Origin of the sequence: Escherichia coli DSM 30083 = JCM 1649 = ATCC 11775 (genome assembly GCF_003697165.2) — a bacterium.
Classification (GTDB): domain Bacteria; phylum Pseudomonadota; class Gammaproteobacteria; order Enterobacterales; family Enterobacteriaceae; genus Escherichia; species Escherichia coli.
Genome location: NZ_CP033092.2, coordinates 2,164,069 through 2,185,680, shown reverse-complemented (window position 1 = coordinate 2,185,680; position 21,612 = coordinate 2,164,069). Strand labels below are relative to the sequence as shown.

21 protein-coding genes and 1 pseudogene are annotated in these 21,612 nt (G+C 50.8%); 9 read left to right on the top strand and 13 right to left on the bottom strand.

Annotated elements, in window-relative coordinates:
- Positions 1-2: 2 nt before the first annotated feature.
- Both proQ and msrC read right to left on the bottom strand, forming a co-directional pair.
- Positions 3-701 carry an RNA chaperone ProQ gene (proQ, locus tag EAS44_RS11580; protein WP_000431376.1) on the bottom strand — a complete coding sequence of 233 codons (699 nt, stop codon included), beginning with the start codon at positions 699-701 and terminating at the stop codon, positions 3-5.
- A 96-nt stretch (positions 702-797) separates the two neighbouring features.
- A complete protein-coding gene (msrC, locus tag EAS44_RS11575) occupies positions 798-1,295 on the bottom strand; it encodes an L-methionine (R)-S-oxide reductase (RefSeq protein WP_001029108.1) in 498 nt (165 codons plus the stop codon).
- Between the two features lie 129 nt (positions 1,296-1,424).
- Between msrC and yebS the strand changes: the two genes are divergently transcribed.
- From yebS to yebW, 5 genes are all read left to right on the top strand, one after another.
- Complete coding sequence (gene yebS, locus EAS44_RS11570; RefSeq protein WP_001207278.1) at positions 1,425-2,708, top strand: membrane integrity lipid transport subunit YebS; 1,284 nt, start codon at positions 1,425-1,427, stop codon at positions 2,706-2,708.
- Complete coding sequence (gene yebT, locus EAS44_RS11565) at positions 2,677-5,310, top strand: lipid-binding membrane homeostasis protein YebT (RefSeq protein ID WP_001447255.1); 2,634 nt, start codon at positions 2,677-2,679, stop codon at positions 5,308-5,310. The genes yebS and yebT overlap by 32 nt, the downstream gene beginning before the upstream one ends.
- Before the next feature lie 79 nt (positions 5,311-5,389).
- The gene (gene rsmF / locus EAS44_RS11560; protein ID WP_001350670.1) at positions 5,390-6,829 is read left to right on the top strand and encodes a 16S rRNA (cytosine(1407)-C(5))-methyltransferase RsmF; all 1,440 of its coding nucleotides are present in this window, start codon (positions 5,390-5,392) and stop codon (positions 6,827-6,829) included.
- A gap of 117 nt (positions 6,830-6,946) precedes the next feature.
- On the top strand, positions 6,947-7,183 hold the full coding sequence (yebV, locus tag EAS44_RS11555) for a YebV family protein (protein ID WP_001295499.1): 237 nt from the start codon (positions 6,947-6,949) through the stop codon (positions 7,181-7,183).
- Positions 7,184-7,287: 104 nt separating this feature from the next.
- The gene (gene yebW / locus EAS44_RS11550) at positions 7,288-7,479 is read left to right on the top strand and encodes a YebW family protein (RefSeq protein ID WP_001296140.1); all 192 of its coding nucleotides are present in this window, start codon (positions 7,288-7,290) and stop codon (positions 7,477-7,479) included.
- On the opposite strand, the gene pphA is transcribed toward yebW, so the two are convergent.
- From pphA to yobA, 4 genes are all read right to left on the bottom strand, one after another.
- Positions 7,480-8,136 carry a protein-serine/threonine phosphatase gene (gene pphA / locus EAS44_RS11545; RefSeq protein ID WP_000812741.1) on the bottom strand — a complete coding sequence of 219 codons (657 nt, stop codon included), beginning with the start codon at positions 8,134-8,136 and terminating at the stop codon, positions 7,480-7,482.
- 394 nt (positions 8,137-8,530) lie between these two features.
- A complete protein-coding gene (gene yebY / locus EAS44_RS11540) occupies positions 8,531-8,872 on the bottom strand; it encodes a YebY family protein (protein ID WP_000984819.1) in 342 nt (113 codons plus the stop codon).
- A gap of 12 nt (positions 8,873-8,884) precedes the next feature.
- Positions 8,885-9,757: a copper homeostasis membrane protein CopD gene (gene copD / locus EAS44_RS11535; RefSeq protein ID WP_000879320.1), complete on the bottom strand. Its 873-nt coding sequence runs from the start codon at positions 9,755-9,757 to the stop codon at positions 8,885-8,887.
- Between the two features lie 3 nt (positions 9,758-9,760).
- A complete protein-coding gene (gene yobA, locus EAS44_RS11530) occupies positions 9,761-10,135 on the bottom strand; it encodes a CopC domain-containing protein YobA (protein ID WP_000168747.1) in 375 nt (124 codons plus the stop codon).
- Positions 10,136-10,273: 138 nt separating this feature from the next.
- Between yobA and holE the strand changes: the two genes are divergently transcribed.
- From holE to exoX, 3 genes and pseudogenes are all read left to right on the top strand, one after another.
- Entirely contained in the window at positions 10,274-10,504 is a 231-nt protein-coding gene (gene holE, locus EAS44_RS11525; RefSeq protein ID WP_000916763.1) for a DNA polymerase III subunit theta, read from the top strand.
- 101 nt (positions 10,505-10,605) lie between these two features.
- Entirely contained in the window at positions 10,606-11,262 is a 657-nt protein-coding gene (yobB, locus tag EAS44_RS11520; protein WP_000011664.1) for a carbon-nitrogen hydrolase family protein YobB, read from the top strand.
- Between the two features lie 22 nt (positions 11,263-11,284).
- Positions 11,285-11,947, top strand: a pseudogene (exoX, locus tag EAS44_RS11515) (exodeoxyribonuclease X).
- Here exoX and ptrB read toward each other — a convergent pair.
- From ptrB to yebG, 4 genes are all read right to left on the bottom strand, one after another.
- Entirely contained in the window at positions 11,944-14,004 is a 2,061-nt protein-coding gene (ptrB, locus tag EAS44_RS11510; RefSeq protein WP_000936959.1) for an oligopeptidase B, read from the bottom strand. The pseudogene exoX and the gene ptrB overlap by 4 nt on opposite strands.
- A gap of 208 nt (positions 14,005-14,212) precedes the next feature.
- Positions 14,213-14,872: a tellurite resistance TerB family protein gene (gene yebE / locus EAS44_RS11505; RefSeq protein ID WP_000024728.1), complete on the bottom strand. Its 660-nt coding sequence runs from the start codon at positions 14,870-14,872 to the stop codon at positions 14,213-14,215.
- Positions 14,873-15,198: 326 nt separating this feature from the next.
- The gene (gene yebF / locus EAS44_RS11500; protein ID WP_001295500.1) at positions 15,199-15,555 is read right to left on the bottom strand and encodes a protein YebF; all 357 of its coding nucleotides are present in this window, start codon (positions 15,553-15,555) and stop codon (positions 15,199-15,201) included.
- A 66-nt stretch (positions 15,556-15,621) separates the two neighbouring features.
- Positions 15,622-15,912 carry a DNA damage-inducible protein YebG gene (gene yebG / locus EAS44_RS11495; RefSeq protein WP_000257738.1) on the bottom strand — a complete coding sequence of 97 codons (291 nt, stop codon included), beginning with the start codon at positions 15,910-15,912 and terminating at the stop codon, positions 15,622-15,624.
- A gap of 133 nt (positions 15,913-16,045) precedes the next feature.
- On the opposite strand from yebG, the gene purT reads away from it, so the two are divergent.
- Positions 16,046-17,224, top strand: a complete 1,179-nt coding sequence (gene purT, locus EAS44_RS11490) for a formate-dependent phosphoribosylglycinamide formyltransferase (protein WP_000173466.1) — start codon at positions 16,046-16,048, stop codon at positions 17,222-17,224.
- A gap of 55 nt (positions 17,225-17,279) precedes the next feature.
- On the opposite strand, the gene kdgA is transcribed toward purT, so the two are convergent.
- From kdgA to zwf, 3 genes are all read right to left on the bottom strand, one after another.
- A complete protein-coding gene (kdgA, locus tag EAS44_RS11485; protein WP_000800517.1) occupies positions 17,280-17,921 on the bottom strand; it encodes a bifunctional 4-hydroxy-2-oxoglutarate aldolase/2-dehydro-3-deoxy-phosphogluconate aldolase in 642 nt (213 codons plus the stop codon).
- 36 nt (positions 17,922-17,957) lie between these two features.
- A complete protein-coding gene (edd, locus tag EAS44_RS11480; protein ID WP_001069461.1) occupies positions 17,958-19,769 on the bottom strand; it encodes a phosphogluconate dehydratase in 1,812 nt (603 codons plus the stop codon).
- 234 nt (positions 19,770-20,003) lie between these two features.
- Complete coding sequence (gene zwf, locus EAS44_RS11475) at positions 20,004-21,479, bottom strand: glucose-6-phosphate dehydrogenase (RefSeq protein WP_000301724.1); 1,476 nt, start codon at positions 21,477-21,479, stop codon at positions 20,004-20,006.
- Between the last annotated feature and the right edge of the window lie 133 nt (positions 21,480-21,612).

The following is a 21,612-nucleotide window of genomic DNA, read 5'->3' as shown; positions in this document are numbered from 1 at the left end:
TTTCAGAACACCAGGTGTTCTGCGCGCACAATCAAAGACATACCCGAATTCAGCTGGACGCGGACGCCGTCTTTGGTGATTTCTAATACGGTGGCATCCATCGCGTTTTGACCCGCTTTCACCTTCAGGGCTTGTCCGACAGTCAGAGCTGAAATGTCAGAAACCGGGGTGTGCTGTTCTTCGCGAGGTGCTTTTACTGTTTTTGGCGCTTTCTCTACCGGCTTTTGCGAACGAGGTTTACGTTCAGCGCCTTCTTTGCGGCGTGGCGTGGTCGGACGTGGCTTGCGTTCGCGGCGCGGTGCGTCTTCTTTCTCACCAGCAGCTGCGGCAGCTTCGCGTTTTTTCGCTTGCTGTTCAGCACGCTGTGCCTGAACACGCGCTTTCGCTTCTTCAAGCTGCTTGCGAGCATGCTCGACATGTTGCTCGTCCAGCTCACCGCATGGGTTGCCGTCAAGATCGACACGTGTTGCGCCGGGTTTAACACCGTAAAGATAACGCCAGCTCGAAGTGTAGAGACGTAAAGCGGATCGCAATTGCGTTTTGCTCAGGTTCATTTCCCCGGCAACACGATCGACCAAATCCTGAAAAATACCGATTTTCAGCGGACGCGCTTCACCTTCCGCACTGAAACAGTGGGGAAAACGTTCGGCCAGAAACGCGATTACTTCTTTACTGCTATTCAACTTAGGTTGATTTTCCATGAAATTTCCTGATTACAACGGACGTAGCCAACAAGCGCAGGCATGAACAGGCGTCATTATAATGACGCTATCAGTAAATGCTACGTTATCCGTTGATTATCCTGCGACGCTCGCAAAGAATTTTTTGTAATCCGTCGTTGCAAGCACTTTTTCAAGCTGTGCCACAAGCTGACGTAAGCCTTGCTCGTCCTCGTCTGTAAAGCGACCGAAGACGGTACTATCGATGTCGAGAACACCAATAATCTGATTTTTCACCACCAGTGGCAGAACAATTTCAGAATTACTCGCCGCATCACAGGCAATATGCCCGTCAAACGCGTGAACATCCTCGATACGCTGCACTTGATTGCGGGCAACCGCAGTGCCGCATACGCCGCGCCCAACGGGTATCCGGACACAGGCAATTTTGCCCTGAAATGGTCCGAGCACCAGTGTATCGTCCTCAAGCAAATAAAAACCTGCCCAGTTTACGTCAGTGAGACGCTCATATAACAACGCACTGGTGTTCGCAAGCGTTGCCAGAAAACTAGTTTCTCCCACCATCAGCGCGTTAAAGTCGCGATTTAAATCCGCGTAAAATTCTGCTTTGTTCATTATATAATCACTTGGTTGTCTTACCTGGAACTGCCAGCCTATTAAAATAAGCATTAAATGCGTTAATGCTCAAGATCATTCCCATCATGGGTTAAGATTAATGTTAATTCTTATTACATTTGGCACGTCATGGCTCTTAACACACCACAAATTACGCCGACAAAGAAGATAACAGTGAGGGCTATCGGCGAGGAACTGCCGCGTGGTGATTACCAACGTTGCCCGCAATGTGACATGCTGTTTAGCCTGCCCGAGATAAATTCTCATCAAAGTGCCTATTGTCCGCGCTGTCAGGCAAAAATTCGTGACGGGCGCGACTGGTCGCTAACGCGCCTGGCGGCAATGGCCTTCACCATGCTGTTGCTTATGCCGTTTGCCTGGGGCGAACCGCTGTTGCATATCTGGCTGTTAGGCATTCGTATTGACGCCAACGTTATGCAAGGCATCTGGCAAATGACCAAACAGGGCGATGCGATAACGGGGGCGATGGTCTTTTTCTGCGTTATCGGTGCCCCCCTCATTCTGGTGACCTCCATAGCTTATTTATGGTTTGGTAACCAATTGGGAATGAATTTACGCCCGGTACTGCTGATGCTTGAGCGGCTGAAAGAGTGGGTGATGCTGGATATCTACCTGGTCGGCATTGGCGTTGCTTCTATAAAGGTACAGGATTATGCCCATATCCAGGCGGGTGTCGGCTTGTTCTCTTTTGTGGCGTTGGTGATTTTAACGACGGTGACGTTGTCACATCTTAATGTTGAAGAACTGTGGGAGCGATTTTATCCACAGCGCCCCGCTACCCGTAGGGACGAGAAACTCCGTGTCTGTCTTGGGTGCCATTTTACCGGCTATCCTGATCAGCGTGGTCGCTGCCCGCGTTGCCATATCCCGCTACGCCTGCGTCGCCGTCATAGTCTGCAAAAATGCTGGGCGGCGCTGTTAGCGTCAATCGTTTTGTTGTTACCTGCCAACCTGTTGCCTATCTCTATCATTTATCTGAATGGTGGTCGGCAGGAAGATACGATTCTTTCCGGAATTATGTCGCTGGCAAGTAGCAACATTGCAGTTGCGGGAATCGTGTTTATCGCCAGTATTCTGGTACCGTTTACTAAAGTGATTGTTATGTTCACTTTACTGTTGAGTATTCATTTTAAATGCCAGCAAGGTTTACGCACACGCATTCTGTTACTGCGGATGGTGACCTGGATTGGTCGCTGGTCGATGCTCGACCTGTTTGTCATATCTTTAACCATGTCGCTGATTAATCGCGATCAAATCCTCGCTTTTACTATGGGGCCGGCTGCGTTTTATTTCGGCGCAGCGGTAATTTTGACTATTCTTGCTGTGGAATGGCTGGACAGCCGCTTACTTTGGGATGCACATGAGTCAGGAAACGCCCGCTTCGACGACTGAAGCGCAGATTAAAAATAAACGCCGTATCTCACCTTTCTGGCTGCTGCCGTTCATCGCGCTAATGATTGCTGGTTGGCTGATTTGGGACAGTTATCAGGACCGGGGTAATACCGTCACCATCGACTTTATGTCGGCGGATGGTATTGTTCCAGGCCGTACGCCTGTTCGTTATCAGGGCGTTGAAGTTGGAACAGTGCAGGATATCAGCCTCAGCGACGATCTTCGTAAGATTGAAGTCAAGGTCAGCATCAAGTCCGATATGAAAGATGCGCTGCGCGAAGAGACACAGTTCTGGCTGGTGACGCCAAAGGCCTCGTTGGCAGGTGTCTCCGGGCTGGACGCCCTCGTCGGTGGTAATTATATCGGCATGATGCCGGGTAAAGGTAAAGAGCAGGATCACTTTGTCGCACTCGACACCCAACCGAAATATCGGCTGGACAATGGCGATCTGATGATCCACCTGCAAGCCCCCGATCTCGGTTCACTGAGCAGTGGTTCATTGGTCTATTTCCGCAAGATCCCGGTGGGTAAAGTCTACGACTATGCCATCAATCCCAACAAGCAAGGCGTGGTGATTGATGTCCTGATCGAGCGGCGTTTTACCGATCTGGTGAAAAAAGGTAGCCGTTTCTGGAACGTTTCCGGCGTTGATGCCAACGTCAGTATCAGTGGCGCGAAGGTGAAACTGGAAAGTCTGGCGGCACTGGTTAACGGTGCGATTGCCTTCGATTCACCTGAAGAGTCGAAACCTGCCGAAGCGGAAGATACCTTTGGTCTGTATGAAGACCTGGCCCATAGCCAACGTGGCGTAATAATAAAACTGGAACTGCCAGGCGGTGCCGGATTAACCGCCGACTCGACGCCGTTAATGTATCAGGGGCTGGAAGTCGGACAGCTGACTAAACTGGATTTAAATCCTGGTGGTAAAGTCACTGGGGAAATGACCGTTGATCCCAGCGTCGTCACCCTGCTTCGTAAAAATACCCGCATCGAATTACGTAATCCGAAATTATCCCTTAGCGATGCTAATCTCAGTGCCCTGCTGACCGGCAAAACCTTCGAACTGGTGCCCGGCGATGGCGAGCCACGTAAAGAGTTCGTGGTTGTGCCAGGCGAAAAAGCCCTGCTGCAAGAGCCGGATGTTCTGACACTGACCCTGACAGCACCAGAAAGTTACGGTATTGATGCTGGTCAGCCGCTCATTCTTCACGGCGTGCAGGTAGGCCAGGTTATCGATCGTAAACTCACCAGCAAAGGCGTCACCTTTACCGTCGCCATCGAGCCTCAGCATCGCGAACTGGTAAAAGGCGATAGCAAATTTGTCGTCAACAGCCGCGTCGACGTGAAGGTAGGGATGGATGGCGTTGAGTTTCTCGGTGCCAGCGCCTCAGAATGGATCAATGGCGGAATACGTATTCTGCCGGGCGATAAAGGCGAGATGAAAGCCAGCTATCCACTGTATGCCAATCTGGAAAAAGCGCTGGAGAACAGCCTTAGCGATTTACCCACCACAACCGTGAGTTTGAGTGCAGAGACGCTGCCGGATGTGCAGGCAGGATCGGTAGTGCTGTACCGTAAATTTGAAGTTGGTGAAGTTATTACTGTGCGTCCGCGAGCTAACGCGTTTGATATCGATCTGCATATTAAGCCGGAGTATCGCAACCTTCTGACCAGCAACAGCGTGTTCTGGGCAGAAGGTGGGGCGAAAGTTCAGCTGAATGGTAGTGGTCTGACTGTACAGGCATCCCCGCTCTCCAGAGCATTAAAGGGGGCTATTAGCTTCGATAACCTCAGCGGTGCCAGCGCCAGTCAGCGTAAAGGCGACAAGCGTATTCTGTATGCTTCCGAAACAGCGGCCCGTGCGGTTGGCGGACAAATTACGCTTCACGCTTTCGATGCGGGAAAACTGGCGGTCGGGATGCCAATTCGCTATCTCGGTATTGATATCGGGCAAATCCAGACGCTGGATCTGATTACCGCACGCAATGAAGTACAGGCAAAGGCGGTGCTCTATCCGGAATATGTCCAGACCTTTGCTCGCGGTGGTACGCGCTTCTCAGTGGTCACACCGCAAATTTCGGCAGCTGGCGTTGAGCATCTTGATACTATCCTCCAGCCGTATATCAACGTCGAACCAGGCCGGGGCAATCCTCGCCGCGACTTTGAATTACAAGAGGCCACCATTACTGATTCGCGTTACCTGGATGGCTTAAGCATTATTGTTGAAGCGCCGGAAGCCGGTTCGTTAGGTATCGGTACACCTGTGCTGTTCCGTGGTCTGGAAGTAGGTACGGTTACCGGAATGACGCTGGGGACATTGTCAGATCGCGTGATGATTGCGATGCGCATCAGTAAACGCTATCAACACCTGGTGCGTAACAATTCCGTCTTCTGGTTGGCATCGGGTTACAGTCTGGACTTTGGTCTGACGGGCGGCGTAGTGAAAACCGGCACCTTTAACCAGTTTATCCGTGGCGGCATCGCCTTCGCCACGCCTCCGGGTACGCCACTGGCACCGAAAGCCCAGGAAGGCAAGCACTTCCTGTTGCAGGAAAGTGAACCGAAAGAGTGGCGTGAATGGGGAACTGCGCTTCCCAAATAATGCCCACTGCTCCGGCGTGCCTGCGCCGGAGCGTTTATGCTAAACTGCGCGCCTGTTTTTTTGCCAGTGGTATATGCTCGTGGCCCAACACACCGTTTATTTCCCGGACGCCTTTCTGACACAAATGCGCGAAGCGATGCCTTCGACGCTCTCTTTTGATGATTTTCTTGCCGCCTGTCAGCGCCCGTTGCGCCGCAGCATTCGCGTTAATACGCTGAAAACCTCCGTTGCTGATTTCCTGCAATTAACTGCTCCTTATGGCTGGACGCTTACGCCAATTCCGTGGTGTGAAGAAGGTTTCTGGATTGAACGCGACAGTGAAGATGCATTGCCGTTGGGTAGTACCGCCGAGCATTTAAGCGGCCTGTTTTATATTCAGGAAGCCAGTTCAATGTTGCCTGTTGCCGCCTTGTTTGCTGACGGTAATGCACCACAGCGGGTGATGGATGTCGCTGCTGCACCAGGTTCCAAAACGACGCAAATTGCTGCGCGGATGAATAACAAAGGGGCAATCCTTGCCAATGAGTTTTCCGCCAGTCGGGTAAAAGTGTTACATGCCAATATCAGCCGCTGTGGCATCAGTAATGTTGCGCTCACGCATTTTGATGGCCGCGTGTTTGGTGCGGCAGTGCCAGAAATGTTCGATGCCATTTTGCTGGACGCTCCCTGCTCCGGCGAAGGCGTGGTGCGTAAAGATCCCGATGCGCTAAAAAACTGGTCACCAGAAAGCAATCAGGAAATCGCAGCGACCCAACGGGAGCTGATCGACAGCGCCTTTCATGCATTACGTCTTGGCGGTACGCTGGTTTACTCGACCTGTACCTTAAACCGGGAAGAAAACGAAGCCGTTTGCCTGTGGCTGAAAGAGACTTACCACGACGCAGTAGAGTTTTTACCGCTTGGCGATCTCTTCCCTGGTGCAAATAAGGCGCTGACCGAAGACGGCTTTTTGCATGTTTTCCCACAAATTTACGACTGCGAAGGCTTCTTCGTTGCTCGTCTGCGTAAAACTCAGGCGATCCCCGTCTTACCCGCCCCAAAATACAAAGTGGGCAATTTCCCGTTTAGCCCGGTGAAAGATCGCGAAGCCGGTCAAATTCGTCAGGCGGCTGCAAGTGTTGGCTTAAACTGGGATGAAAACCTGCGACTCTGGCAGCGTGACAAAGAACTGTGGTTGTTCCCGGTAGGCATTGAAGCCCTGATCGGTAAAGTCCGATTTTCTCGCTTGGGGATTAAACTTGCCGAAACGCACAACAAAGGTTATCGCTGGCAGCATGAAGCCGTTATTGCCCTTGCCTCCCCCGACAATGTGAACGCTTTTGAACTGACACCGCAGGAAGCGGAAGAGTGGTATCGCGGGCGCGATGTTTACCCGCAAGCCGCGCCAGTGGCGGATGATGTATTGGTTACTTTCCAGCATCAGCCGATTGGTTTAGCCAAACGGATTGGTTCACGACTGAAAAACAGCTACCCGCGTGAACTGGTGCGCGACGGGAAACTTTTTACCGGTAACGCCTGACAGCGCACAAAAAAAGCGCACTTTTTGACTGGCACATTCGACTGCCTCAACTAGGCTGAAAAATGGTGCGATCGGACTGGTCGTACCACAATCGGCAGCTAAATGGAGAGCACGAAGATGAAAACCAGTGTGCGCATAGGCGCTTTTGAAATCGACGACGGCGAATTACACGGCGAATCGCCGGGTGATCGAACGTTAACCATTCCTTGTAAATCAGACCCCGATTTATGTATGCAACTGGATGCCTGGGATGCTGAAACCAGTATCCCTGCCCTGCTAAATGGCGAACACTCTGTCCTTTACCGTACCCGTTACGATCAACAATCTGATGCCTGGATTATGCGTCTTGCCTGATCCAAAAAGAACCCGTCGGCATGGCGGGTTATTTGTCCGGGTTATTCCCCCGTTGTAAAATCTCTCCTAAACTTAACGGTACGGCACCACACTTCGGGGATGAAATGTTCGCGCTGGTACTTTTTGTTTGCTACCTGGATGGCGGTTGTGAAGATATTGTTGTGGATGTCTACAACACGGAACAGCAGTGTCTTTATTCTATGAGCGATCAACGGATCCGCCATGGCGGTTGTTTTCCGATTGAGGATTTTATAGATGGTTTCTGGCGACCTGCACAGGAGTACGGTGATTTTTAATTATTGCAATTGCACAAGAGTCAGTTCTCCCCCAAAGACAGCACCGGTATCAATATAATGCAGGTTGCCAATATCCACGCGATGGCGCAAAGGTGTATGACCAAACCAGAAATGATCAGCACCTGCAATTCCCTGCCCTTTTTGGCGTTCACCTAATCGCGAGCGGCTCCACAAGACCTGATGCAAATCGACGTCCTTTTGCCATTCATAGACATCATCTGGATAATCGGCATGAGCAATAACATGTTTGCCGGTGCGACTGTGTAATTCAAGAATAAAGGGCAAATGCTGACATTTTTCCAGCGCCGTTTTCGCTTGTTTCTGGTGATTATCTGCCAGCGCAATAAACCAGTCGCCGCCATTTATCAACCATAAAGACATCTGCCGGGATGCCAGCGCATCCATCGCCATCTGTTCATGATTGCCTCTTACCGCACGAACCCAATGTTGTTCCAGTAACTGCAGGCAACGTAAACTTTGCGGCCCACGATCGATAACGTCTCCCACTGAGATAAGTAAATCTCGCCACGGATCAAAACGACAATGCCATAATTTGCGGCGCAACTGCTCAAGACAACCGTGTATATCGCCTGAAAGCCAGATATGTCGCCATTGATGACCCGCAATTCTCTGATAAACGGGCGCAGGCTGTTTCATCAATATTTTCCTCCCGCGCTAAAGATCACATAATCTTAACAAGAATGTTAAAAAACGCTGGACTCAGACAGTAGAGTGTGTGTTATGGTTGACTATAAAGTCAGCGAAGGGAATGCTTCTGGCTTTTAACAGATAAAAAGAGACCGAACACGATTCCTGTATTCGGTCCAGGGAAATGGCTCTTGGGAGAGAGCCGTGCGCTAAAAGTTGGCATTAATGCAGGCTTAGTTGCCTTGCTCTTTAAGAATAGATGACGACGCCAGGTTTTCCAGTTTGCGTGCAAAATGGTCAATAAAAAGCGTGGTGGTCATCAGCTTAAATGTTAAAAACCGCCCGTTCTGGTGAAAGAACTGAGGCGGTTTTTTATTGGAAATCAAAAGGCTATTTTAGGTAATTAACAGAGTTTTTCAGCTCGCTCTATAAACGGTGCCAGACTCATTTTTTCGCCGGGATTGTTAGGATCATCAATCTGAATCACCGAAATGGGTTGGGCTTTAGTCTTCCCACTGGCAACTTCCTTTTGTGCGATATCGTTTAAAGGATACTGCACGAGGGTACTTGGGTTAATGACATACAAAGCATTACCCGGTCGGCAAGTCAACATCACCTCTTCGCGATTAAACGCCCATTTGTCTTTACCCACTTCAAAACGGCTGACGGTAATCACCTGCGGTGCCGCCAGCGCAGCTGCAGAACTGGTGAGTAACAGAAACGCCAGAATACTTTTTCTCATCATTTTCGTAATCCATCAAAAAGGTTCGAGAGTCGCAAGCAGGCTGATGATCACCAGCACTACCGCACCTATCGCCCATTCGAGTTTAGTCATCCAGACAAACCAGGGAGCCGCACGATCTTCATCCTGCCTCATGCGCGGTACAAGAACATAACGATTAGCCAGCGCGATGACCACCATAATCATCACCAGGATGGCTTTGAGCAATAAGAGTTGGCCCCAGTAAGTCGTAAGCGTGGGGGGAAATCCGGTAATCAACAATGCATTAAGCACGCCGCTTGCCAGTACGCCGATCACCGCAAAATGCCCGCACCAGGAAAAACGCATCAGCGCCTGAATAGCCTGGTGTCGCCAACGGCCTTTGATGAGTTGCATACACCAGAGCACCGGCAGTAATCCCCCAAACCACGCCGCCGCACAGATCAGGTGAATTGCGTGATTAGTCTGATGGATTTTCGCCGTTACCCCTTCATTCAACGTCGCATGCCCGACTCCCGCCAGCAGAATAAATTGCGCGGTAGTGAGCATAAACAGCAAACGTGGCATATTCCGCGGTTGCATAAGGGCGACGATCAATGTTACGAGGGCGAGAACAATTTGCCATAACCAGACGCCACCAAACTGCGTTTGCAAAACAGCCAGCCAAATGTTTGGCGAAAATACATCTGACCATCCCGTTCCCATCAACCCGCCCTGAACGGCGAGCATTGCAGTGGCACTGATCAAACTCCAGACGGCAGCGTGCTGTTGTAAACGCAGAAAACGCTTCGTCAGCAAGCGACGAATCGTTAAGGGGGCCAGCCAGGCACCGTACATTGCGAAGCCAAAAACCAGCATCAGCGAGGTGAAATGGATAAATCGCAGCGCGATCCAGGTAAACGCCAGCATGATTTATTTCACACTAAAGGTGTAATGTCCTTTCGTTTTATGCCCATCCACCGAAACAACATGCCAGTCAACGGTGTAGGTTCCGGGTTTCAGCGAATCGGCCAGTGGAACAATCAGTTGCTTTTGGTCCTGCTCATTCCGCTTCGCCGGTAATGTTTTAATATTTTCGTTTTTTGGCCCCGTGATTTTTGCACCACTGAATCCTGTTTCAACGCCTTCCGAGAAGTTTAAAGTGATTGCCTGCGGAGCTGCTGTCACTTGTGCATTTGCCGCAGGATACTGATGCGTTAAATGCGCATGTGCCCAGACGGAAGGTGTCACCAACGAAGTGGTCAGGATTGCCAGCGCGTAGCGAAGGGAGCGTGCAGTTGAAGCCATATTATCTATTCCTTTTTGTAATAACTTTTTTACAGAGCATAACCTTGTCTAATGTCTGAGTCGAGGATCATCAATTCCGGCTTGCCATCAAGGCTCACTCTTAGTAACTTTTGCCCGCGAATGATGAGGAGATTAAGAATGCTGAAGAATCTGGCTAAACTGGATCAAACAGAAATGGATAAAGTGAATGTCGATTTGGCGGCGGCAGGGGTGGCATTTAAAGAACGCTACAATATGCCGGTGATCGCTGAAGCGGTTGAACGTGAACAGCCTGAACATTTGCGCAGCTGGTTTCGCGAGCGGCTTATCGCCCACCGTTTGGCTTCGGTCAATCTGTCACGTTTACCTTACGAGCCCAAACTTAAATAAAACTTATACATAGTTACACTTTCTTACATAACGCCTGCTAAATTATGAGTATTTTCTAAACCGCACCCATAATTTGCAGTCATTTTGAAAAGGAAGTCATTATGTCGTTCTGGAAAGTTGCAGCAGCGCAATATGAGCCCCGTAAAACCTCACTCACCGAACAGGTAGCTCATCATCTGGAGTTTGTGAGGGCCGCCGCCAGGCAACAATGTCAGCTGTTAGTTTTTCCATCGCTTTCTTTACTGGGGTGTGATTATTCGCGACGTGCCCTTCCTGCCCCACCCGATCTCTCGCTATTAGACCCGCTTTGTTATGCCGCAACGACCTGGCGAATGACCATCATTGCCGGCCTTCCCGTTGAATATAACGATCGCTTTATTCGTGGAATTGCGGTATTCGCACCGTGGCGAAAAACGCCAGGGATCTACCATCAGAGTTATGGTGCATGTCTGGGCCGTCGTTCCAGAACCATCACGGTGGTCGATGAACAACCGCAAGGTATGGATATGGACCCGACCTGTTCACTGTTTACGACAGGGCAATGTCTGGGAGAACCCGACCTGCTGGCGTCGGCCCGTCGCTTACAATTTTTTTCACATCAGTACTCGATTGCAGTGCTGATGGCAAATGCCCGTGGTAACAGTGCACTATGGGATGAACATGGTCGTCTCATCGTTCGCGCCGATCGTGGTTCATTATTGTTAGTCGGTCAGCGTTCATCACAGGGTTGGCAAGGCGATATCATTCCATTACGCTAGGCTTTTCGGCCTGGAGCATGCCATGTTGCGCATTATCGATACAGAAACCTGCGGTTTGCAGGGAGGGATCGTAGAGATTGCCTCTGTTGATGTCATTGACGGAAAAATCGTCAATCCCATGAGCCACCTGGTGCGTCCCGATCGTCCTATTAGTCCACAGGCGATGGCGATTCATCGCATCACCGAAGCCATGGTCGCCGATAAACCGTGGATTGAAGATGTGATCCCGCACTATTACGGTAGTGAATGGTATGTCGCGCATAACGCCAGCTTTGACCGCCGCGTACTGCCTGAAATGCCCGGTGAGTGGATTTGCACTATGAAACTGGCCCGTCGTTTGTGGCCAGGGATCAAGTACAGCAATATGGCGCTATATAAAACACGGAAGCTCAATGTACAGACGCCGCCGGGCCTGCATCATCACCGCGCGTTGTATGACTGTTATATCACCGCCGCGTTGCTTATCGATATTATGAACACCTCTGGCTAGACGGCAGAACAGATGGCCGATATCACCGGACGTCCATCGTTGATGACGACCTTCACCTTTGGCAAATACCGTGGCAAAGCGGTTTCCGACGTTGCCGAACGCGATCCGGGCTATCTGCGCTGGTTGTTTAATAACCTCGACAGCATGAGCCCGGAGCTGCGTTTAACACTGAAACATTATCTGGAAAATACTTAATCCGCTGACTGAGCGGGTAATGTTCCCTGCGCCAGCGCGACCAGAAAAGCATATTCCATCGCTACGCCTTCGTACGATTTGAAGCGACCAGATTTACCGCCATGACCTGAGTCCATGTCGGTACAGAGCAATAAAAGATGGTCATCGGTTTTCAGCTCGCGCAATTTAGCGACCCATTTTGCCGGTTCCCAATATTGCACCTGAGAATCGTGTAAACCGGTCGTTACCAGTAAATGCGGATAAGCCTGTGCGGTGACGTTGTCATACGGGCTGTAGCTTTTCATATACTCGTAATATTGCGGATCCTGCGGATTCCCCCACTCTTCAAATTCGCCGGTGGTAAGAGGAATTGATTCATCCAGCATTGTTGTTACAACATCAACAAACGGTACCTGGGCGATAACGCCGTGGAACAATTCCGGGCGTTGATTAATCGCAACGCCCATCAACATCCCCCCCGCACTCCCGCCCATCGCATAACAGAGCGAAGGAGAGCCATAGCCCAGTTTTAACAATGCATCGCAGGCATCAAGATAATCATTAAACGTATTTTTCTTCTTCAGAAATTTACCGTCCTCGTACCATTGTTGCCCCAGCTCACCGCCGCCACGAACATGGACAATGGCGTAGACAAATCCACGATCCAACAAACTCAAGCGGCTAAAACTGAAATCGGCATCAATACTTGCGCCGTAAGAACCGTAGCCATACACCAGCAGCGGGTTGTGTCCTTTGCGAAAATGTTTGCGATGATAGACCAGCGAAACCGGAACTTCGACGCCATCACGGGCGACTATCCACAGGTGTTCACTGCGGTAATTCGCCGCATCAAAACCAGGAACTTCCGTTTGTTTTAATACACGACGCTCACCGGTATCCATATCCAGTTCAAACAAAGTATCTGGTGTGGTCATGGACGAATAACCATAACGCAATCGCGCGGTTTCAGGTTCTGGATTGTAGGCAATCCAGGTCACATAGGCCGGATCATCAAAGGCAATGCCAATGACTTCCCGGGTCTTGCGGTTAATTTGCCGCAAACTGGTTAACCCGCGCTGACGCTCTTCAACCACCAGCCAGTCGGTAAACAGCGTAAACCCTTCCAGCATAATGTTATCACGTGGCGGAATTAACTCTTCCCACTGTTGCTCATCACGCATACGGGTACGGTATAAGCCAAAGTTTTTACCGTGGCGGTTGGAACGCAGATAAAACCGATGCTGGTAGTGATCAAGGCTGTATTCGTGATCTTTGCGGCGAGGCAGAAAAACAAACGGCTCGGCATCGGCCATTTCCGCGTCCAGCAGGCGAACTTCACTGGTGGTGGAGCTGGCCAGATGAATGACCACATAATGCTTCGAGGTCGTTTTATGCAGGCTGACGTAATAGGTATCGTCTTTTTCTTCGTAAATCAGTTTATCTTGCGATGCTGGCGTACCGATGGCGTGACGCCAGACCTGATAAGGCAGCAGCGTCACTGGATGCTTGCGAACATAGTAGAAAGTCCAGGAGTCATTTGCCCAGACAAAGCTGGGTTCAACGTTATCCAGCAGTTCCGGGTACCAGTTACCTGTTTCCAGATTACGAAAACGAATGCCGTACTGCCGTCGGGAAAGAAAATCTTCTGCCAGTGCCATAATGGTGTTATCTGGCGTAATCGCCATTCCGCCCATCGAATAAAACTCACTATGAGCCGCGCGCTTGTTGGCATCGAGCAATGTTTCCCACTCGTCCCACTCTTCACTGAACGCCGATTGACGCTGGTAGATAGCATATTCACAGCCTGGTTCATAAATATGCCGATAGCGGTAGCCATTTTTGATGTAGGGCGCAGAAACTTCTCGTTGTGGAATGCGGTCGATGATTTCCTTTAAGATGCGATCCTGCAAGGCTTGTTGCGAGGCCATCACCCGATGACCGTAACTATTTTCTTGTTGCAGATAGTCCAGGACTTCCGGCTGAGAACGCGTATCGTCCCGCAGCCAGTAGTAATTATCGATGCGCGTATCGCCATGAAGCGTCATGGCGTGGGGAATGCGGGCGGCTTTTGGTAGCATGTTATTGTTCTTTCTGGTTGAAACATCTTATAAGGGTGGCAAAACTCACCGGGGATGCAAGCGAAACAGGGTAGTCATTGCTTAGATGATGACAGGTAATGGCGCGGATATCGACTGTTATGCAGACAGAGAAAATCAGCCTGTTCAAATGGCTGTGCGGTTCTGGATAACCCGAAATAGTCAACTTCAGGCTATCCAGAGAGCGGAATTACTCCGCCAAAGTACGTTTTTGCTGTTCGAGATCGCGTTCAATGCCTTCACGAACATCCTGGGGGATTTTCAGCGCATCACCCAGTGCATTCAGGTAACTGCGTTCCATAAAATGGTCAATATCAATAGCCGCGCAGCTCAGGAAATAGATTTCCAGCGCCTCTTCTTCATTGCGGACCCCGGTAGCCAGGCGTTGTGGATCCAGCGGTTGTTCGATTGCCTGCTCAATGAGTACACGCCCCTTCTCTTCCACACCGGCTTCTCGCAATTGCTGGTCGATTGCCGCACGTTCTTTGGCATCAATATGACCATCACTTTTAGCGGCAAAGACCAGCGCAAGGATCAAACGTTCCGTACGCTCATCCAGCGGCGTACTTTGCGCGCCAAACTGCGGTTCATCCTGATGCGCCGCGCGAATTTTATCTTTGTATTTATTCCACAGCACCGTACCCGCTACCGCTCCGCCGCCAACCAGTAACGCGTTTGTGCCATATTTCGTAAGAAGTTTACGTGCTGATTTATTTGCGACCAGCAGCCCAGCCAGTCCGCCTAATGCGCCAGGCACTAAAAGTTTGCCCAATCCCTGATCCGCAGACGAGGAGGTAGAAGAACGGCTTTGCCCAAGCAGGGATTGCAGTTGATTTAACCAGTTAGCCATATTTGCTCCTCAATAACCATTTTTAGTGCCTGTAGCATAGCGGATGAGGATGTCAGAAAATGTATATTGAGACAAAAGATGCGCAAATAAGCGGGGCGGTAGGCCGTTATTCAAAGAAATTCGCGCCAGGTAAGGTGTTCACTGTATATAAGGTGATAAGGGTATTTTAGGTGAAAGTAGTTTGACGTTTTGAGTGGAACTGTTTGATGCTGATTGCCCGGTTCGACGCTGCTGCGTCTTCTCAGGACTACGATTGTGTTGCGTTGTAGGGCGGACAAGGCACTCGCGCCGTATCCGCCAACGGTCAATCGAATTATCAGAAGCCATTAACGCCGCTGATATTCCGCCATTCCCGCTTTGCAGTCCACGCTGACCTGGTAATGAATATCGGCACTTTTACCACGCACGGTTAGCGGTACTGACCATTTATCATCTTTCCCCTGAATGTCCTGCAAACTGACCCATGCCACGGGGTCGGCCTGACCGACAATTTTTTGATCATCAGCCCAGCGCGCCACGCGATTTTGTTGGTAATCACGTTTTACGCTCGCGGCAATTCCGGCAGCATCCAGACCTTCACACTTTGGGAAAGTGACCGACTTGCTGGTTTCATTATTGGCAGCGAAAACTGATGCGCAGGCAGAAACCAACAACAGCCCTAAAAACGCCCCTCTTTTTTTCATGTTTTTCTCCATAGCACAATGATTCAGGAGAAAGCATGGTACAAATTGTCAGGAGCGCAAGTTGCTTCAGGCCGCGTGTGAGGCATCTTCCTCTTCGGATTCAGCACCGACGACCTGTGGGGACGGTAATTTGCCGGTTTTCAGAATGGTGCTCAGCACATCTTTTTGTTCTGCCAGCCATAGCGAAAGGGCTTCACGTTGCTCATCTTCCATTTGCACTGGAGAATTTGTCAGCCAGGTGTCAAGCAGATCGGCCGTATCAAGCATCTTGTCATAAGCATCGGCTTCCTTTTTGCTGGTAAACGACATTTTCTCTTCGCCCTCACGAATGACTACGTATTTAACTTCAACCGCCATTTGCAGCCTCTCATAATAACTGTGATTTTATACAGTATATTTATTTTCAGCTGGGAAATCAACATCAGCAATAAAGACACGCGCAAACGTTTTCGTTTATACTGCGCGCGGAATTAATCAGGGGATATTCGTTATGACGTTATTAGGCACTGCGCTGCGTCCGGCAGCAACTCGCGTGATGTTATTAGGCTCCGGTGAACTGGGTAAAGAAGTGGCAATCGAGTGTCAGCGTCTCGGCGTAGAGGTGATTGCCGTCGATCGCTATGCCGACGCACCAGCCATGCATGTCGCGCATCGCTCCCATGTCATTAATATGCTTGATGGTGATGCATTACGCCGTGTGGTTGAACTGGAAAAACCACATTATATCGTGCCGGAGATCGAAGCTATTGCCACCGATATGCTGATCCAACTTGAAGAGGAAGGACTGAATGTTGTCCCCTGCGCTCGCGCAACGAAATTAACGATGAATCGCGAGGGTATCCGTCGCCTGGCGGCAGAAGAGCTGCAGCTGCCCACTTCCACTTATCGTTTTGCCGATAGCGAAAACCTTTTCCGCGAAGCGGTTGCCGCCATTGGCTACCCCTGTATTGTTAAACCGGTGATGAGTTCTTCCGGTAAAGGGCAGACGTTTATTCGTTCTGCAGAGCAACTTGCTCATGCATGGGAGTACGCTCAGCAAGGTGGTCGCGCCGGAGCGGGCCGCGTAATTGTTGAAGGCGTCGTTAAGTTTGACTTCGAAATTACCCTGCTAACCGTCAGCGCGGTGGATGGCGTCCATTTCTGTGCACCGGTAGGTCATCGCCAGGAAGATGGCGACTATCGTGAATCCTGGCAACCACAGCAAATGAGCCCGCTTGCCCTTGAACGTGCGCAGGAGATTGCCCGTAAAGTGGTGCTGGCACTGGGCGGTTATGGGCTGTTTGGTGTCGAGCTGTTTGTCTGCGGTGATGAGGTGATTTTCAGTGAAGTCTCCCCTCGCCCGCATGACACCGGGATGGTGACGCTAATTTCTCAGGATCTCTCGGAGTTTGCCCTGCATGTACGTGCCTTCCTCGGACTTCCGGTTGGCGGGATCCGCCAGTATGGTCCTGCTGCTTCTGCCGTTATCCTGCCGCAACTGACCAGTCAGAATGTCACGTTTGATAATGTGCAGAATGCCGTAGGCGCAGATTTGCAGATTCGTTTATTTGGTAAGCCGGAAATTGATGGCAGCCGTCGTCTGGGGGTAGCACTGGCTACTGCAGAGAGTGTTGTTGACGCCATTGAACGCGCGAAGCACGCCGCCGGACAGGTAAAAGTACAGGGTTAAACCCGGCCAAAAAACGCTACAAAAATGCCCGATCCTCGATCGGGCATTTTGACTTTTACAGCTTAGCGCCTTCTACAGCTTCACGCGCCAGCTTAGTAATGCGGTCGTAATCGCCCGCTTCCAGCGCATCTGCCGGAACCAGCCAGGAACCACCGATGCACAGCACGCTTTTCAGCGCCATGTAGTCACGGTAGTTAGCCGGAGAAATACCACCTGTCGGGCAGAAACGGACCTGAGAGAACGGACCCGCGATCGCCTGCAGGGCTTTCACACCGCCGTTAGCTTCAGCCGGGAAGAATTTGAACTCTTTCAAACCGTAGTCCATACCCAGCATCAGTTCGGAAACAGTGCTGATCCCCGGAATCAGAGGAATAGTCCCTTCGGTAGCAGCTTTCAGCAGCGGCTCGGTCAGACCCGGGCTAATTGCAAACTGTGCACCTGCTTCAGTGACTTCTGCCAGCTGCTGTGGATTCAGCACCGTACCGGCACCCACAATCGCTTCAGGCACTTCTTTGGCGATAGCACGGATAGCGTCAACTGCGCACTCGGTACGCAGAGTCACTTCCAGAACGCGCACCCCACCAGCAACCAACGCTTTTGCCATCGGCACCGCGTGTTCCAGTTTTTTTACCACGATAACCGGTACAACCGGGCCGGTGGTCAGGATTGATTCTGCACTTGTTTTCCAGTTTTTCATCAGAGTTTTCTCTCGCCTGATTACAAATTTGTCGTCTTAAAAAGTGATACAGGTTGCGCCCTGTTCGGCACCGGACAGTTTTTCACGCAAGGCGCTGAATAATTCACGTCCTGTTCCCACGCGTGACGCGCTCAGGTCAGGAATGTGCGGTTCGCGAGCAGCCAGTTCCGCTTCGTCTACCAGCAGCGTCAGTTCGCCTGTCTGTCCATTCACACGAATGATGTCCCCGTCGCGCACTTTTGCCAGCAGCCCGCCATCGTAGGCCTCTGGTGTTACGTGGATAGCTGACGGCACTTTACCTGAAGCGCCGGAGAGTCGTCCATCGGTAACTAACGCAATTTTGAAACACCGGTCCAATAATACACCAAGTGGCGGCATGAGTTTATGTAATTCTGGCATTCCGTTCGCTTTTGGCCCCTGATGACGGACAACAACGACACAATCGCGGTCCAGTAAACCCGCTTCAAAGGCCGGCATAACGTCATGCTGGCTTTCAAAAACAACCGCTGGCGCTTCAATCACCTGGTTCTCTACCGGCACGGCAGAGGTTTTCATAACCGCTCGCCCCAGGTTACCGCTTAACACTTTTGTCCCACCATGATGAGAGAAAGGTTGTTCGAAGGACGCGATCACATTGTTGTCGAGTGATTTTTCTGCCCCTTCCCGCCAGTCCAGTTCACCATTATTCAGCCATGGTTCAAGGGTATAACGAGACAGACCAAAACCTGCCACCGTATTGACATCTTCATGCAGCAGGCCTGCTTTGAGCAGTTCACGTACCAGAACCGGTACGCCACCTGCCGCCTGGAAGTGGTTAATATCGGCCGGACCGTTCGGGTAGAGACGTGCCATCAGCGGTACAACATCAGAAAGGTCAGAGAAGTCATCCCAGTTAATCTGAATACCGGCTGCGCGCGCCATCGCCACCAGGTGCATGGTGTGGTTAGTGGAACCACCGGTCGCCAGCAGTGCAACGATACCGTTCACCACCACTTTCTCATCGATCATCTTACCGATCGGCATCCATTCATTACCATTACCGGTCATGCGCGTAACCTGGCGCGCAGCTGCAGCGGTCAAAGCATCGCGCAGCGGAGAATCCGGATGAACAAAAGAAGAGCCTGGCAACTGCATCCCCATAAACTCCACCACCATCTGGTTGGTGTTGGCAGTACCGTAGAAAGTACATGTTCCCGGCGCATGATAAGACGCGGCTTCTGACTCCAGTAATGCCATGCGGTCCACTTTACCTTCGGCATAAAGCTGGCGAATACGCACTTTTTCTTTATTTGGCAAACCGCTTGCCATCGGTCCAGACGGCACAAACACCGCAGGCAAATGACCAAACGACAGGGCTGCCATGGTCAGACCTGGGACAATCTTGTCGCACACACCGAGAAACAGAGCACCATCAAACATGTTATGGGACAGCCCCACCGCCGCAGACATCGCAATCACTTCGCGGCTTAACAGCGACAATTCCATTCCATCCTGCCCCTGGGTGACACCATCACACATCGCCGGAACACCGCCCGCAACCTGACCAACCGCATTCGCTTCATGCAGGGCTTTACGAATGATTTCCGGATAGTGTTCATAAGGCTGGTGAGCGGAGAGCATGTCGTTATAGGAGGTGATGATGGCGATATTGTTACGCAACATGCTTTTCAAAGAGGCTTTGTCTTCTGGCTGGCAGGCAGCGAAACCGTGTGCCAGGTTACCGCATGCCAACTGCGAACGATGAACGGTCGAAGTTTTCGCTTGTTCTATCCGGGCGAGGTAAGCAGAGCGAGTCTCGCGCGAACGTTCAATGATTCGATTTGTTACGCGTAACAATTGTGGATTCATAAAGGCTCCTGAAATTGAGTTGTCAGAGCAGGATGATTCACAACACGTTTCATTCAGAGGATTCATGACTGAAACGCCTGTAACCGGAGCTCATAGGGCAAAAACGTTTCAGTCAGTGTAATAAAAAAAGCCTCGTGGGTGAATCCGCACGAGGCCTGAAAGTGTAAAAATTGTTCTACAATCTGTGCAAGATCATGTTACCGGTAAAATAACCATAAAGGATAAGCCCAGATATTACTCAAACTCATTCCAGGAACGACCGTCACGGGTAATCATCGCCACCGAGGCAACGGGGCCCCAGGTTCCGGCCTGATACGGTTTCGGCGCATCATTGTCCATCGCCCACGCCTCAGTAATGGAGTCTACCCATTTCCAGGCTTCTTCCACTTCATCACGACGTACAAACAGTGCCTGAATACCACGCATGGTTTCCAGCAGCAGACGTTCATAGGCATCTGCCAGATGCGTTTGATTAAAGGTTTCTGAATAGCTCAGATCCAGCTTGGTGATTTGCAGGTTATGTTTGTGGTCAAGGCCAGGAACTTTATTCAGTACCTGGATATCCACGCCTTCATCAGGTTGCAGACGGATAGTCAGTTTATTCTGCGGCAGATCCTGCCACGACTCTTTAAACAGATTCAGTTCAGGTGTTTTGAAATAGACCACGACTTCAGAACATTTGGTCGGCAGACGTTTACCAGTACGCAGGTAGAATGGCACACCGGCCCAGCGCCAGTTATCAATGTCGATGCGGATCGCCACGAAGGTTTCTGTATTGCTGCTCTTGTTCGCGCCCTCTTCTTCCAGATAGCCCGGCACTTTTTTGCCCTGAGCGAAGCCCGCAGTATATTGCCCGCGTACGGTTTTTTCGCGCACGTTGGAGCGGTCGATGCGGCGCAGAGACTTCAGTACTTTCACTTTTTCATCGCGGATGCTGTCTGCGCTCAGGTCAGACGGCGGAGACATCGCAATCATGCAAAGAATTTGCAGCAGGTGGTTCTGGATCATGTCGCGCATCTGACCGGCTTTATCAAAATAGCCCCAGCGCCCTTCGATCCCCACTTCTTCTGCCACGGTAATCTCAACATGATCAATGGTGCGATTGTCCCAGTTGTTCACAAACAGAGAGTTAGCAAAACGCAGCGCCAACAGGTTCAGCACTGTTTCTTTACCAAGATAGTGGTCGATACGGTAAACCTGGCACTCCTCGAAGTATTCGCCAACCTGATCGTTGATTTCCTGCGAGGTCGCCAGCGACGTCCCCAGCGGTTTCTCCATGACTACGCGTGCCGGTTTAGCATTCAGTTTTGCCTCACCAAGCCCTTTGCAAATTGCGCCAAAAGTGCTGGGCGGCATGGCAAAGTAGTTAATGGTGATACGATTTTTTTGATCCAGCATCGCGCCGAGACGGCTGAATGCAGCAGTGTCATTGACATCAAGATTACAAAAATCCAGACGTGCACTCAGGGTGTCCCATAAACCTTCATCAATGGTTTCTTTCATGAAAGTTTCGAGCGCCTCGCGGACAACTTTGGTATAAGCCGCTTTATCCCAGTCAGCACGCCCTACGCCGATAATCCGGGTGTCCGGGTTGAGCTGACCGGCTTTTTCCAGTTGATACAGGGAAGGCAGCAATTTACGACGCGCAAGGTCGCCTTTCGCGCCGAAAATGACCAGGTCACAGGCCTGGGCTGTTTGCGTTACCGCCATGTCATTCTCCTTAAGTTAACTAACCCGGTACTTAAGCCAGGGTATACTTGTAATTTTCTTACGGTGCACTGTACTGCTTTTACGAGCTTGCGAAAACTGTAAACGCTTATCCACCCGTGCGATTACGGTAAAA

What these genes read in the sequence shown, in the direction of transcription:
- proQ (WP_000431376.1), bottom strand. Translation starts at nt 701, where the DNA reads ATGGAAAATCAACCTAAGTTGAATAGCAGTAAAGAAGTAATCGCGTTT.
- msrC (WP_001029108.1), bottom strand. Translation starts at nt 1,295, where the DNA reads ATGAACAAAGCAGAATTTTACGCGGATTTAAATCGCGACTTTAACGCG.
- yebS (WP_001207278.1), top strand. Translation starts at nt 1,425, where the DNA reads ATGGCTCTTAACACACCACAAATTACGCCGACAAAGAAGATAACAGTG.
- yebT (WP_001447255.1), top strand. Translation starts at nt 2,677, where the DNA reads ATGAGTCAGGAAACGCCCGCTTCGACGACTGAAGCGCAGATTAAAAAT.
- yebV (WP_001295499.1), top strand. Translation starts at nt 6,947, where the DNA reads ATGAAAACCAGTGTGCGCATAGGCGCTTTTGAAATCGACGACGGCGAA.
- yebW (WP_001296140.1), top strand. Translation starts at nt 7,288, where the DNA reads ATGTTCGCGCTGGTACTTTTTGTTTGCTACCTGGATGGCGGTTGTGAA.
- pphA (WP_000812741.1), bottom strand. Translation starts at nt 8,136, where the DNA reads ATGAAACAGCCTGCGCCCGTTTATCAGAGAATTGCGGGTCATCAATGG.
- yebY (WP_000984819.1), bottom strand. Translation starts at nt 8,872, where the DNA reads ATGATGAGAAAAAGTATTCTGGCGTTTCTGTTACTCACCAGTTCTGCA.
- copD (WP_000879320.1), bottom strand. Translation starts at nt 9,757, where the DNA reads ATGCTGGCGTTTACCTGGATCGCGCTGCGATTTATCCATTTCACCTCG.
- yobA (WP_000168747.1), bottom strand. Translation starts at nt 10,135, where the DNA reads ATGGCTTCAACTGCACGCTCCCTTCGCTACGCGCTGGCAATCCTGACC.
- holE (WP_000916763.1), top strand. Translation starts at nt 10,274, where the DNA reads ATGCTGAAGAATCTGGCTAAACTGGATCAAACAGAAATGGATAAAGTG.
- yobB (WP_000011664.1), top strand. Translation starts at nt 10,606, where the DNA reads ATGTCGTTCTGGAAAGTTGCAGCAGCGCAATATGAGCCCCGTAAAACC.
- ptrB (WP_000936959.1), bottom strand. Translation starts at nt 14,004, where the DNA reads ATGCTACCAAAAGCCGCCCGCATTCCCCACGCCATGACGCTTCATGGC.
- yebE (WP_000024728.1), bottom strand. Translation starts at nt 14,872, where the DNA reads ATGGCTAACTGGTTAAATCAACTGCAATCCCTGCTTGGGCAAAGCCGT.
- yebF (WP_001295500.1), bottom strand. Translation starts at nt 15,555, where the DNA reads ATGAAAAAAAGAGGGGCGTTTTTAGGGCTGTTGTTGGTTTCTGCCTGC.
- yebG (WP_000257738.1), bottom strand. Translation starts at nt 15,912, where the DNA reads ATGGCGGTTGAAGTTAAATACGTAGTCATTCGTGAGGGCGAAGAGAAA.
- purT (WP_000173466.1), top strand. Translation starts at nt 16,046, where the DNA reads ATGACGTTATTAGGCACTGCGCTGCGTCCGGCAGCAACTCGCGTGATG.
- kdgA (WP_000800517.1), bottom strand. Translation starts at nt 17,921, where the DNA reads ATGAAAAACTGGAAAACAAGTGCAGAATCAATCCTGACCACCGGCCCG.
- edd (WP_001069461.1), bottom strand. Translation starts at nt 19,769, where the DNA reads ATGAATCCACAATTGTTACGCGTAACAAATCGAATCATTGAACGTTCG.
- zwf (WP_000301724.1), bottom strand. Translation starts at nt 21,479, where the DNA reads ATGGCGGTAACGCAAACAGCCCAGGCCTGTGACCTGGTCATTTTCGGC.